Source organism: Nocardia sp. NPDC057663 (assembly GCF_042799895.1).
Taxonomy (GTDB): domain Bacteria; phylum Actinomycetota; class Actinomycetes; order Mycobacteriales; family Mycobacteriaceae; genus Nocardia.
This window is the reverse complement of sequence record NZ_JBHVHX010000007.1, coordinates 280,251-292,900: the sequence shown is the minus strand read 5'-3', so window position 1 is coordinate 292,900 and position 12,650 is coordinate 280,251. Positions and strand designations below refer to the sequence as shown.

The following is a 12,650-nucleotide window of genomic DNA, read 5'->3' as shown; positions in this document are numbered from 1 at the left end:
CGTTACTCCCCGGTGAGTGTCTGGGTGGGCGAGTGGAGTTTCTCCAGCGTCTTGCCGTTGCCGAGGTACATGTGCACCCCGCACGGCAGGCAGGGATCGAAGCTGCGCACGGTGCGCATGATGTCGATGCCCTTGAAGTTCTCGCGGTCGTTCTCCTCGAAGATCGGCTGGCCCTGAACCGCGTCCTCGTACGGGCCCGGCGTGCCGAAACTGTCGCGGGGGTTGGCATTCCACGGCGTCGGCGGATACGGGTGGTAGTTGGCGATCTTGCCTTCCTTGATCACCATGTGATGGGACAGCACGCCGCGTACCGCCTCGGTGAACCCGCAACCGATGCCCTCCTCCGGCACCTCGAAGTGCTCCCACGTCTTGGTCCGCCCCGCTCTGATCTCCCCGAGCGCCTGCTCCGCGAAGTGCAGCGCACAGGCGGCGGCGTAGGCCTGGAAGTAGGTGCGGGCGCGATTGCGTTCGATGGTGTTGCTGCCGAACGCGGGGATCGTCCATTCGAAGCTGACCGGGCCCTTCAACGCGGTCTTGGGCAGGTTGATCTGCACACTGTGCCCGGTCGACTTCACGTAGCCGATATCGACCAGCCCGGCCAGCGCCGTCGACCACAGCCGGGCCAACGGCCCGCCCCCGGTATCGAGTGCCAGGTGGTCGGTGCCGTCGAACCAGCGCGGCGACATCACCCAGCTGTACTTGTCGTCCATGTCGCGCTTCTGCGGCTTGGGGTTGGTGTGCTGATTCCAGGGGTGGCGCCGGTCGACCGGATTGCCGAGTGGGTCGGTCTTCACGAACATCTCCTGGTCGGTCCAGTCGTCGTAATACGAACTGCCCAACAGGATTCGGATGCCGAGATTGATATCGACCAGGGAAGTGGTCAACAGCTTCCCGTCGATGACAATGCCGGGGGTGACGAACATCCGCCGGCCCCACTCTTCCATGTCCTTGTACTCGAAATTGCACACCTCCGGGTCCTGGAACGAGCCCCAGCAACCCAGCAGGGTGCGCCGCAATCCGACCTGTTCGTACCCAGGGAGCGCCTCGTAGAAGAAATCGAAGAGGTCGTCATGCATCGGCACGACCTTCTTCATGAATTCGACGTAGCGCATCAGGCGCGTCATGTAGTCGGTCATCAGCTGGATCGTCGCGACGGTTCCCACGCCGCCGGGATACAGCGTCGACGGGTGCACATGCCTGCCCTCCATCAGGCAGAACATCTCGCGGGTGTAGCGGCTGACCTGCAATGCCTCCCGGTAGAACTCGCCGGTGAACGGATTGAGCGCGCGCATGATGTCGGCGATGGTGCGGTAGCCGTGCTCGGCCGAATGCGGGGCCAGGGTCTTCTCCGCCTGGGCGAGGACACCGGGGTTGGTCTCGGCGACCATCTTCTCGCAGAAATCCACGCCGACCAGATTCTCCTGGAAGATGTTGTGGTCGAACATGTATTCCGCGGCCTCACCGAGATTGACGATCCACTCGCCCAGGTTCGGCGGTTTCACCCCGTAGGCCATGTTCTGGGTGTAGCACGAACAGGTGGCGTGATTGTCACCGCAGATACCGCAGATGCGGCTGGTGATGAAGTGCGCGTCGCGGGGATCTTTGCCCCGCATGAAGATCGAGTAGCCGCGGAAGATGGACGAGGTGCTGTGACACTCGACCACTTCACGGTTGTCGAAATCGATCTTGGTATAGATTCCCAGGCTGCCGACGATGCGGGTGATCGGGTCCCAGGCCATTTCGACGAGGCTGTCGGGATCGATCCTCTTGTGTGACGGCTCGGGGATGATGGCAGTCATTCCAATCGCCTCCTACCAGGTGCGGGTGGCGCCGGATTCCAGCTTCTCGCCCTTGTGCCGCCAACGCGGCTCCTTGTCGACCGTGCGTCCGGTGATGTGGCGCAGGCTGCGGATCACCGACCCGTACAGCCCTGATGCCGTCGCGGAAATCTTCCCGCCGGGCGGCTCGTCCATGAACGGCATGAATTTGTCCGGGAATCCCGGCATGGTGCAGCCGATGCAGATGCCGCCCACATTCGGGCAGCCACCGACGCCGTTGATCCAGCCCCGCTTGGGGACGTTGCATTTGACCACCGGGCCCCAGCATCCCAGTTTCACAATGCACTTCGGGGAGCCGTACTCGTCGGCGAAGTCGCCTTCCTCGTAGTAGCCGGCCCGATTACAGCCTTCATGGACGGTGGCGCCGAACAACCATTTCGGGCGCAGCGCCTCGTCGAGGGGGATCATCGGCGCCTGTCCGGTGGCCATGTAGAGCAGGTAGGTCAGCGTTTCGGACATGTTGTCCGGATGGGCAGGGCAACCGGGCACGCACACGATCGGGATTCCGGCCTTGGATTTCCAGTCCCAGCCGAGATAGTCCGGCACGCCCATCGCGCCGGTGGGGTTACCCGCCATGGCGTGAATGCCGCCGTAGGTGGCACAGGTACCGACCGCAACTACCGCGGTGGCCTTCGGGGCCAGCCGATCGAGCCACTCACTGGTCGTCATCGGCTGACCGGTGGCGGGATTGTTGCCGAAGCCGCACCAGTAGCCCTCCTCGTGGAGCCGTTCGTTCGGGATGGAGCCTTCCACGACGAGTACGAACGGTTCGAGTTCACCACGGTCGGCTTTGAAGAACCATTCGAGGAAATCGTCGGCGCCGCCGGTGGGACCGCATTCGAAATCGATCAACGGCCAGTGCACCGCGATCTGCGGGAGCCCGGGAAGAGCGCCGAGCGCGATCTCTTCGATACTGGGCTGTGTCGCGGCGGTCAGCGCGACCGAATCACCGTCACAACCGAGGCCTGCGTTGATCCACAGCACGTGGATCAGGGCCTGTTCTGCTTTGATTGCTTCCTGGGTGGGCATGGGCTGTGCCACTTTCTGAAGCGGGGCATCGCAGGCTTCCTGGAGCCTGCGACGTGATCCTGATCACGTCAGTCTATGTTGCCGGTGAGTGATCCTCAATAGTTGCCGAGCGCTGCAGCCGGAGCCAGTCGTACCACTGCGCCAGACCGGAACCGCTGGTCACCGACAGTGGCAGGATCTGCGCGTGCGGGTTGATCGCAGTCGCGTATTCCCGGCATCTGTCCAGGTCGAAGTCGACATAGGGCAGCAGGTCGATCTTGTTGACGAGGACCAGGGACGCCGCGGCGAACATGTGCGGGTACTTCAGCGGCTTGTCGGTGCCCTCGGTCACCGAGATAACCACGACTTTGCCGCGCTCGCCGAGGTCGAACAGTGCCGGGCACACCAGGTTGCCGACGTTCTCGACGAACAGCAGCGTGCCGGACGCGGGGTCGAGGGACTCCAGCGCGCGGTAGGTCATCTCGGCGTCGAGATGACAGCCCGCGCCGGTGTTGATCTGCACGACCCGGCAGCCCGTCGCCCCGATCCGCTCGGCGTCGAGCAGGGTCGCCTGGTCACCCTCGATCACCGCGATCGGCACCTCGGTGAACTCGCGGATCGTGCGTTCGAGCAGCGTGGTCTTGCCCGCACCGGGTGAGCTGGTCATGTTCAGCGCCAGGATGTCGCGGGCGGCGAGCCAGTCACGGTTGCGCTGGGCCAACAGGTCGTTCTTGGCCAGGACTTTCTGTTCGAGGGTGACGGTCTCGGTCACCGGCAGGTGCACGTGATCGCCGCCGTGACCATGGCTGTGCCGGTGCGGCTCGTGCTCGTGCTCTTGCTCGTGCTCGTGCTCGTGCTCGTGCGGGAGGGTGATCACCGCGGCGTCGTCGTCCCCACATCCACAGGTTGCGCACATTCTCGGCTCACTTCCATCGACCGGATTCGGAGTTCGTGCCCAGCTCTGATCTCGACATCGGCGCTGCCGCACTCGCACAGGACGATCGGTTCGAGCACGGTGAACTCGGCGCCACAGCTTCGGCAGGCCGCGCGGCCGGGTACCGCGTCGATCTCGAGGCGCGCGCCCTCGGCGAGAGTTCCCTCGGCGGCGAGTTCGAAGCAGAACTGCATCGCCTCCGGAACGACCGCGCACAGCACGCCCACTTCCAGGAGCACGCTGTGCACCCGCGCGCCCGCCGCGTGTTCGCAGACGGCGTCGATGACACTCTGGGTGATCGCCATTTCGTGCATCGCAGTCTCGGCTCGTCGAGGGATTGACCCATTGCTGAGGCTACTCCTCGGCAACCCGCCGACGCGATGGTCGACCGCTCAGCTGAGACGGTGTGCGGCGAGCAGGTCCGCATCGCCGAGGATGTCGGCGGTGGGGCCGTTGGCGACGACCTCGCCCGCGTCGAGGATGACGACCCGATCGCAGATCCGTTGCGCGTAGGGCAGATCATGGGTCACCACGAGCATGGTGGTGGGCAGCGACAGCAGGATCTCGGCCAGCTCGCGGCGTGCCACCGGATCGAGGTTGGCGGCCGGTTCGTCGAGCACGAGCACCTCGGGCCGGCACGACAGCACCGTCGCCAGCGCGGCGCGACGGCGTTCCCCGAGCGACAGGTGCGCCGGTGAGCGTCCGGCCCGATCCGTCATCCCCACCGCGTCGAGCGCTTCGCGCACGCATTGGGCGAGAGCCTCGCCGCGGACGCCGAAATTGGCGGGCCCGAACGCGACGTCCTGTTCCACGGTCGGCATGAACAGCTGGTCGTCGGGGTCCTGGAACACCACCCCGACCCGTTGCCGGATGGCACGGACACTGTCGCGGTCCAGCCGCACACCGCCGATGTGGATCTGCCCCGAGGCGGCGGTGAGCGCCCCGTTCAGGTGCAGCATCAGCGTGGACTTGCCTGCCCCGTTGGGCCCGAGGACCGCCACCCGCTCCCCCGGCGCGATCTGCAGATTCACCCCGTTCAGCGCGCCGGTCCCGTCGGGATAGGCGAAGGTCAGATCGACCACACGCACCGCCGGTGTCATCGGTTCGGTCACCGCACCATCCAAGCACCGGCGCAGACAGCGATCGCCGCGGCCGCCGGTAGACAGCCGAGCAGCCATTGCCTGCCGGTGGCGGGCCGGGTGCCGACATCGGGTACGGCGCCGTCGAATCCGCGCGACAGCATCGCCAGGTGGACCCGTTCGCCGCGTTCGTAGGATCGCAGGAACAGGGTGCCCGCGCCGCGTGCGGTCGCACCGGCTTGGCGCAGTGTGCGCGGGTCGTCGCCGCGCGAGATCCGCGCCAGCCGCATCCGCGCCGCCTCGGCCACCAGCACGTCGACATAGCGCAGCATCAGCACCACGATCATGACGATCGTGCCCGGCACGCGTAGCCGCGTCAGCCCTTCGGGCACGGCGCGCACGCTCGTCGTCGCGGCCAATGTCAGTGAGATACCCACGCCGATAGTGCCTTTCGCGACGATCCCCCACGCGGCGTAGAGGCCGGTCACCGACAGCGACAGCCCGAGGACCTCGGTGCGGGGTTCCCCGGCGGCGAAGGGCAGCAGGATCGCCAGCACGACGAACGGCAACTCGATGAGCAGCCGTGGCGCGATCCAGCGCAACGGGATTCCCCACCATCGCCACAGCGCGACCAAGCCCAGGGCATAGCAGCCGAACGGCCACAACAACTCCCGCGGTGTCGCCACGACCGCGAACACCGCGACCACCGCGCAGACGATCTTCACCTCGGCCGGCGCCCGATGCGCCGGCGAATTCCCCACCAGATACAGCCGGTGGACCGGGCCGCTCACCTACTTCGGCTCCGCATCCGACCGCGCCGCGACATCACCAGCACGGGCCGCCGGGCGCGTCGCGCTTCGCCCGATCCGGATCGTGCGGACCACCGCGAACAGCACGGCGAAGGCGGCCGCGACACCGACGATGCCCGCCAGACCGGCCAGATCGCTGTTGCCGCCGATCGCGTAGTCCGCCAGCGGTGAACCGGCGAACCGGTGTTCCTCGGCGCTCTGGGCGATGCACTCACCATGCAGTTCATCGGCGCCGTTCACCTCGACCGTGGTGCACCCGCGCTGGGTGGTGGCGTCGAGCCCGTCGGGCTGTGAACTCGCGGCATAGGACAGCACGCCCGCGACGAGGACCGCGGCCGCGGCGAACGCCCACAGGAAACCGGTGAACGACAACCGCGCGCGAGCGGGAGATGCTGCGGCGGACACCGATTCCGCCGCACGCAGCACAGAGACCAGGTCCGGTCGTGCGTTCACCACGGCCACCACGGTGATCGCGGTGATGATGCCTTCACCGATCCCGATCAGCGCGTGCGTGACGAACATGTACCCCGCAACGGCGCCGACCGTGGAGCCCGCGGCGCCGCCGATCGCGTACTCGATGACGAAACCCATCGCGGCGCACAGGGTTCCGATGAGCGCGGCGACGAAGGCCACGATGCCCATGCCGGTATCGGTCCGTCGGCGAAGCAGCGCAACCCCGCCGCGGGCGACCAGATATCCCGCCCCGACACCGAGAAGGGCCATGTTGGTGATGTTGGTGCCGAGTGCGGTCAGCCCGCCGTCGGCGAACAGCAGCGCCTGGACCACCAGCACGATCGCCACGCACAACGCCCCGAGGTAGGGCCCGACCAGAATGGCGGCCAGCGCACCGCCCAGCAGGTGCCCGCTCACGCCGGGCAGGATCGGGAAGTTCACCATCTGCACCGCGAAGATGAACGCGGCCACCAGCCCCGCCATCGGCGCCGCCCGCTCATCGAGTTCGGCCCGCGCTCGCCAGCCCGCGAACCCGAGCCCCACGGCCGCGATCCCCGCGAAGATCAGCGACGTCGGCGCATCGACGATCCCGTCGCTCATGTGCATTGCCACGGTGCTGCCGTTCACCTTTCAGAACACTACGCTCATTATCTGTCCAAGTGAACAGATAAAAGGATGTCGGACCGCGACGCCGGCCTGGATGCGACCCGAGTGCGAGGCGACTAGAATCCGGTGATGGAGCGCCGCAGCGAAGCCGCGCGCAGCCGTCGTAGACATGACCGCCGGTCACCCTTCGACCGGTTCGTCGAGCAGGCCGAGCTGCGAGTGAGTCAGGCTCCGTTCTTCTTCCTCTGCGCCGGAATCGTCGCCGCGTGGCTGATCAGTTTGCCGTGGTGGACGGATCTCAAAACCTGGCAGGTTGCCATCCACACTGTTGCGAGCGTCTTCACCCTGCTGTTGGTGGTGCTGCTCGAAAACGCCGGCCGCCGCGCGAGCGAGGCCGCGCAGGAGAAACTCAATGTCATCGCCGAGGCCTTGGCCGCGCTCCTGACCTCCTCCGCGTCCACCGATCCCGAACTCCGCGCGGCCGCGGACCGACTGCGAGAAGCCGTCGGACTCGAAGAGCGCCACTGACCAGACGGCGCCGAGTCGACCCAACTGGCAAACACATTCGCCGGGGCCAGACCATCGTCGTCGACAGCGGCGTCACCATCACCTGAGCTCGCGACCGCATCGCCCGGCGCTGCCCCCACCGAGACCATCCCAGAGCCGAACAGTCTTGTCGTCGCGGTGTCTGCCGTCGTATGTGACGACAAGGGGCCGCATCCTGCTTCAGCGGCGCGCTGACAGCGACCTCTGGGCACTGCCCGGACACAAGAAAACCCCTCCGGCCGAGCCGGAGGGGTTTCGGTCGGAGATCAGTCCGCGGACACTTCGCTGCGGTCACCGCTCCACAGCGTGTGGTACTTGCCGTCGGCATCGATGCGCTCGTACGTGTGCGCGCCGAAGAAATCGCGCTGGCCCTGGGTCAGTGCGGCCGGCAGGCGCTCTGCGCGCAGTGCGTCGTAATAGGACAGCGAGGACGCGAACGCCGGGACCGGGATCCCGAGCAGGGTGGCGGTGGACACCACGCGGCGCCAGCTGTCGATCGCCGTCTCGATCGCCTGTCGGAAGTACGGCGCGAGGATCAAACTCGGCAGGGCGGGGTCCTGCTCGTAGGCTTCCTTGATCCGGTTCAGGAACCGGGCCCGGATGATGCAGCCACCGCGCCAGATCGTCGCCAGGTCACCCGGGCGCAGATTCCAGCCGTACTCGGCGCTGCCCGCGGCGATCTGGTCGAAGCCCTGTGCGTAGGCAACCACCTTGGACGCGTACAGCGCCTGCCGGATGTCCTCGGTGAACTGCTCGACATCGGTGGGCTTGTCGGCGAGTATGCCCGACGCCAGACCCACCGCGGCTTTGCGCTGGGCACGGGAACCGGACAGCGCCCTGGCGAAGACCGCCTCCGCGATGCCGGTCACCGGCACGCCGAGATCGAGCGCGGACTTGACCGTCCAGCGGCCGGTGCCCTTCTGCTCGGCCGCGTCGACGATGACGTCGACCAGCGGCTTGCCGGTCTTCGCGTCGACCTGCGCGAGCACCTCGGCGGTGATCTCGACCAGGTAGCTCTCCAGGTCCCCGGAGTTCCACTGGGTGAACACCTCCGCGATCTGCCCGGCGTCGAAACCGAGCGCGTCACGGAACAGGTGGTAGGCCTCGCCGATCAACTGCATATCGGCGTATTCGATGCCGTTGTGCACCATCTTGACGAAGTGCCCGGAACCGTCGGGGCCGATGTGGGTGCAGCACGGGGTGCCGTCGACCTGTGCCGCGATCGACTCCAGCAGCGGGCCGAGCGACTCGTAGGACTCCTTCGGTCCGCCCGGCATGATCGCGGGACCGTTGAGTGCGCCCTCCTCGCCACCGGAGATGCCCGCCCCGACGAAGTTCAGGCCGCGCTCGCGCAGGGCGGCCTCGCGACGGATGGTGTCGGTATAGAGGGCGTTGCCGCCGTCGATGATGATGTCGCCCGGCTCCATCGCGGCGGCCAGCTCCTCGATGACGGTGTCGGTCGCCTCGCCCGCCTTGACCATGATCAGCACTCGCCGCGGCTTCTCCAGCGCCGCGACGAACTCCTCGACGGTCTCGGTACGGACGAAATCGCCGTCACCGCCGTGCTCGGCGAGCAACGCGTCGGTTTTTGCCACGGAACGGTTGTGCAGTGCGACGGTGTAGCCGTGCTTGGCGAAGTTGCGGGCAATATTGCTGCCCATCACGGCCAGGCCCGTGACACCGATGTGTGCACGCGCGGTCGAGGTCGACATTGATCAGCTCTCTTCGTTCGGCGGTTCGAGGGGCGCGGAAGACAGGTCCTTGGCAGGCAAGTTACCGGGTGCCGGTCCGCCGCCGAACACCTACCACCGTGTCTGGGGCTCCGCACGGAACCGGGCATAGCCCGCGTGTCGGCGCTCGCTGCTAGTGTCGGACGAGTTCTGACACGGGGTGCCTCGCGACCGCGAGGCTGAGAACAGACCCGCTGAACCTGTTCAGGTAATGCTGACGAAGGGATGTCACGGTGTTGCGCGCCCACACCACAAATACCGGCCTGTTCACCGATCACCTCTGGGACCGGACCAAGGTCCTGCGGAGCGCGATCGACGAGCTGGAATTCCTGCGCCACCTCGGCGAGGGCACATTGCCGCTCGAGGTGTTCCGCACCTACATCGAACAGGACTCGCTGTATCTCACCGGGTACTCGAAGGCGCTGGCGATTCTCGCCGCCAAGTCGCCGGACCCGCAGACCGCGGCCTTCTGGGCGACCTCGTCCGCGAACGCCGCCGCTGTCGAGTCGGCCATGCACGACCAGCTGCTCACCGGTGGCGCGCTGCCCCCGAGGCAGGGCGAGCCAGAGTATTCGCAGACCTGCCTGGCCTATGTCTCCTACCTGATCGCCGCCGCCGCGACCGAGTCCTACGCCGTCGCCGCGGCGGCCGCGCTGCCCTGTTTCTGGATCTATGCCGAGGTCGGACGCGACCTCGCGGGGAGCGCCGCGAAGGTGATCGCCGCCGACCCCACACACCCGTACGCCCAGTGGGTCACCACCTACGGCGCCGCGGAGTTCCAGCAGGCCGCGGCCACGGCTCGAACGCTGGTCGACGCCGCTGCCGAGTCGGCGAGCGAGCAGGAACGGACGGCGATGGAGAAGGCGTTCATCGTCGCCGTGCGCTACGAGTTGATGTTCTGGGACACTGCCCTGCATCCGCAGCCCTGGCCTGCCGCATGAGCGGGCGTCTTCGCCGCGCGCTCGCGGTCATGGCAACCACCGTCGCGACCCTGTCGCTGCTCACCGCCTGCGGTTCGGGCGGCGGCTCCGAGCACACCATCCGGTTCGCGCTGGACTGGACGCCGAATACCAACCACGTCGGGCTCTACGTCGCGTTGCAGCGCGGCTACTTCGCCGACGCCGGTCTGGATGTGCAGGTCCTGCCGTACAACAACACCTCCGTCGACACGGTGATCGATGCCGGAAACGCGGAATTCGGGATCAGTACCCACAATTCGTCGACCTTCGCCCGCGCGTCGGGTGCGCAGGTGAAGTCGGTGCTCGCCCCGTTGCAGCACTGGGCGACGGGCATCGGCGTGCGCGCCGATCGCGCCGACCTCGCGAGGCCGAAGGACCTCGACGGCAAGACCTACGCCGGTTTCGGCGACCCGGGCGAGCGGGAGGCACTCCAGCAGGTCATCCGCAATGACGGTGGCACCGGCGAATTCACCTCGGTGGTGCTGGGTTCGTCGGCCTACGAAGCGGTCTACTCCGGCAAGGCCGACTTCACCGTCTCGTATCTGGCGTGGGAAGGGATCGAGGCCGAACACCACGGCACCCCGATGCGCTACTTCCGGTACACGGACTTCGGTTTCCCGGACGCCTACGCGATCGTGGTCGACGCCAACGAGGGCTGGCTGGCCCAGAACCCGGACCGCGCCGCGAAATTCGTGCAGGCGCTGCAACGCGGCTACCAGTTCGCCGCGGAGAACCCGGACGCGGCGGCCCAGGATCTCATCGACGCCAATCCGGGCGCGTTCAACGACGAGAAGCTGGTCTTCGAGAGCCAGCGCATGCTGGCCGAGCAGTTCATGAAGAACGCCGCGGGCAAGGTGGGCACCCAGACGGTGGAGCAGTGGTCGGCGAATTCCGGCTTCCTGTACCGGGGCGGTCTGCTGACCGGCCCCGATGGAAAGCCGCTGACCACCGAACCCGACTGGTCGACCTATTTCACCAATGAGTACCTCGCCAACCCGTGAGCCGTCCGTAGCCGCGCCACCGCTGACCCCCGCCGGCGGCGACGGCGGGACGGCTCGCTGGGCCGGGATCCGGTGGGCGGTGCCGTCGTTCGTCACGGTGGCGGCGCTCGGCGCGATCTGGCAGGTCTACGTCACGATCAGTGGTGTCCGTCCGCAGGTGCTGCCGTCACCGCTGCGGGTCGTCCAGCAGGGGTGGGCGCACCGGGACGAGATCAGCTCCCATGCGGCCGCCACCTTGCAGGTGACGCTGGTCGGGTTCGCGGTGTCGCTGACTCTGGCGTGGGTGCTGGCGGTGGTTGTGGACTTCTCGCCCTGGCTGCGGCGTGCGTTGGTGCCGCTGTTCGTCGCGTCGCAGACCGTACCGATCGTCGCGATCGCACCGCTGATGATCATCTGGTTCGGGTTCGGTCTCCTGCCGAAGATCTTGGTGGTCGCGCTGGTCACCTTCTTCCCCATGGCCATCGGCCTGATCGAGGGATTCGCCGCGGCCGACCGTGACGCGGGCGCACTGCTGCGGAGCATGGGCGCCTCCCGGGTGCAGGAGTTCCGTTATGTGCGGCTGCCGTCCGCACTGCCGCGGTTCTTCACGGCGTTGCGGATCGCGATCACCTACGCGGTCGTCGGCGCGGTGTTCGCCGAGTATGTCGGCGCGAGCGTCGGTCTCGGCATCTACATGAGCCTGCAGAAGAATTCGTTCCGCACCGACCTGGTATTGGCGGCGGTGCTGGTCACGGCGCTGCTGAGTATCGCGCTGTACCTGTCGACGTTCGCGATCGAACGCCTCGTCGCGCCGTGGTCGCGCGCGCAGAACAGGAGCCGACGTGACTGACGCCGGGGACGACCGAATCGTCGTCGACCATCTCACCAAGTCGTTTCCGCAGCCCGGTCGGCGCAGCCCGGACCTCGAAGTGCTGGGCGGGGTGTCGTTCACCGTCCGATCGGGCGAGTTCGTCACCGTCATCGGGCCGAGCGGTTGCGGCAAGAGCACCGTGTTCAACATGCTGGCCGGACTCGAATCCCCCGACTCCGGCAGCGTCGGCTTCCGCGCGGCCGACGGCGAGGACACCGCATCGCACTGCGCCTACATGCCGCAGAAGGACCTGCTGTTCCCCTGGCGAACCGTCCTCGACAACACCATCCTCGGCTTGCGCGTCCAGGGTGTCCCGAAATCGGAGGCCCGGCGCCGCGCCCGCGAACTGTTCCCGGTCTTCGGCCTGTCCGGTTTCGAGGACGCCCGCCCGTTCCAACTCTCGGGCGGGATGCGACAGCGGGCGGCACTGCTGCGGACCGTCGTTCAGGAGCGCGAACTGCTGCTGCTCGACGAACCCTTCGGTGCACTCGACTCACTGACCCGCACCGAGATGCAGTCGTGGTTACAGGAGGTCTGGCAGCGCTACCGCTGGATGGTCCTGATGATCACCCACGATGTCCGTGAGGCGGTGTACCTGTCGGACCGTGTGATCGTACTGTCGGCGCGCCCGGCCACCGTGCGCCACGAACTACGCATCGACCTGCCGCGGCCGCGCGGGTTGTCCACGATCACCGCGCCCGAATTCGTCGCTCTGGAAGAGGAACTCCTCGCGATCCTGCACGAGGAGTCTCGTCGGGCGTTCACGGAGCAGCGCTAGCTCGACCGCTCGGTCGGTGCAGGGCAGTATGGCGTCGCCCTTGTGGCGCAAGATGCGGA

13 protein-coding genes, 1 pseudogene and 1 riboswitch are annotated in these 12,650 nt (G+C 67.0%); of the genes and pseudogenes, 5 read left to right on the top strand and 9 right to left on the bottom strand.

All coding sequences use genetic code 11. From position 1 onward, the window contains the following. Nucleotides 1–2 precede the first annotated feature (2 nt). The 8 genes and pseudogenes from ACFVAV_RS18840 to ACFVAV_RS18805 form a co-directional block, all read right to left on the bottom strand. On the bottom strand, nt 3–1,799 hold the full coding sequence (locus tag ACFVAV_RS18840) for a nickel-dependent hydrogenase large subunit (protein WP_379036219.1): 1,797 nt from the start codon (nt 1,797–1,799) through the stop codon (nt 3–5). A gap of 12 nt (nt 1,800–1,811) precedes the next feature. Next, entirely contained in the window at nt 1,812–2,867 is a 1,056-nt protein-coding gene (locus ACFVAV_RS18835; protein WP_379036217.1) for a hydrogenase expression protein HypE, read from the bottom strand. 73 nt (nt 2,868–2,940) lie between these two features. Further along, the gene (hypB, locus tag ACFVAV_RS18830; protein WP_379036216.1) at nt 2,941–3,762 is read right to left on the bottom strand and encodes a hydrogenase nickel incorporation protein HypB; all 822 of its coding nucleotides are present in this window, start codon (nt 3,760–3,762) and stop codon (nt 2,941–2,943) included. After that, the gene (locus ACFVAV_RS18825) at nt 3,720–4,094 is read right to left on the bottom strand and encodes a hydrogenase maturation nickel metallochaperone HypA (RefSeq protein WP_379036215.1); all 375 of its coding nucleotides are present in this window, start codon (nt 4,092–4,094) and stop codon (nt 3,720–3,722) included. The genes hypB and ACFVAV_RS18825 overlap by 43 nt, the downstream gene beginning before the upstream one ends. A 78-nt stretch (nt 4,095–4,172) precedes the next feature. Next, a complete protein-coding gene (locus ACFVAV_RS18820) occupies nt 4,173–4,880 on the bottom strand; it encodes an energy-coupling factor ABC transporter ATP-binding protein (protein WP_379036254.1) in 708 nt (235 codons plus the stop codon). Nucleotides 4,881–4,888: 8 nt separating this feature from the next. Beyond that, nucleotides 4,889–5,650, bottom strand: a complete 762-nt coding sequence (cbiQ, locus tag ACFVAV_RS18815) for a cobalt ECF transporter T component CbiQ (RefSeq protein ID WP_379036214.1) — start codon at nt 5,648–5,650, stop codon at nt 4,889–4,891. After that, on the bottom strand, nt 5,651–6,073 hold the full coding sequence (locus ACFVAV_RS18810) for a PDGLE domain-containing protein (RefSeq protein ID WP_379036252.1): 423 nt from the start codon (nt 6,071–6,073) through the stop codon (nt 5,651–5,653). Then, nucleotides 6,059–6,748: pseudogene (locus ACFVAV_RS18805) on the bottom strand (energy-coupling factor ABC transporter permease); the annotation flags it as partial. The pseudogene ACFVAV_RS18805 and the gene ACFVAV_RS18810, both read right to left, overlap by 15 nt. A 108-nt stretch (nt 6,749–6,856) precedes the next feature. Here ACFVAV_RS18805 and ACFVAV_RS18800 point away from each other — a divergent pair. Then, nucleotides 6,857–7,255: a low affinity iron permease family protein gene (locus ACFVAV_RS18800; protein WP_379036213.1), complete on the top strand. Its 399-nt coding sequence runs from the start codon at nt 6,857–6,859 to the stop codon at nt 7,253–7,255. 284 nt (nt 7,256–7,539) lie between these two features. Here ACFVAV_RS18800 and gndA read toward each other — a convergent pair whose 3' ends face one another. Beyond that, on the bottom strand, nt 7,540–8,985 hold the full coding sequence (gene gndA / locus ACFVAV_RS18795) for an NADP-dependent phosphogluconate dehydrogenase (protein WP_379036212.1): 1,446 nt from the start codon (nt 8,983–8,985) through the stop codon (nt 7,540–7,542). A 164-nt stretch (nt 8,986–9,149) separates the two neighbouring features. Continuing rightward, nucleotides 9,150–9,246: riboswitch (TPP riboswitch) on the top strand. Between gndA and ACFVAV_RS18790 the strand changes: the two genes are divergently transcribed. From ACFVAV_RS18790 to ACFVAV_RS18775, 4 genes are all read left to right on the top strand, one after another. Further along, entirely contained in the window at nt 9,237–9,944 is a 708-nt protein-coding gene (locus ACFVAV_RS18790; RefSeq protein WP_379036211.1) for a TenA family protein, read from the top strand. (Overlaps the previous riboswitch by 10 nt.) Beyond that, nucleotides 9,941–10,963, top strand: a complete 1,023-nt coding sequence (locus ACFVAV_RS18785; protein ID WP_379036210.1) for an ABC transporter substrate-binding protein — start codon at nt 9,941–9,943, stop codon at nt 10,961–10,963. Before ACFVAV_RS18790 ends, ACFVAV_RS18785 begins: the two co-directional genes overlap by 4 nt. Then, entirely contained in the window at nt 10,941–11,792 is an 852-nt protein-coding gene (locus tag ACFVAV_RS18780; protein WP_379036209.1) for an ABC transporter permease, read from the top strand. Before ACFVAV_RS18785 ends, ACFVAV_RS18780 begins: the two co-directional genes overlap by 23 nt. Further along, complete coding sequence (locus ACFVAV_RS18775; protein WP_379036208.1) at nt 11,785–12,591, top strand: ABC transporter ATP-binding protein; 807 nt, start codon at nt 11,785–11,787, stop codon at nt 12,589–12,591. The genes ACFVAV_RS18780 and ACFVAV_RS18775 overlap by 8 nt, the downstream gene beginning before the upstream one ends. Nucleotides 12,592–12,650: the final 59 nt, after the last annotated feature.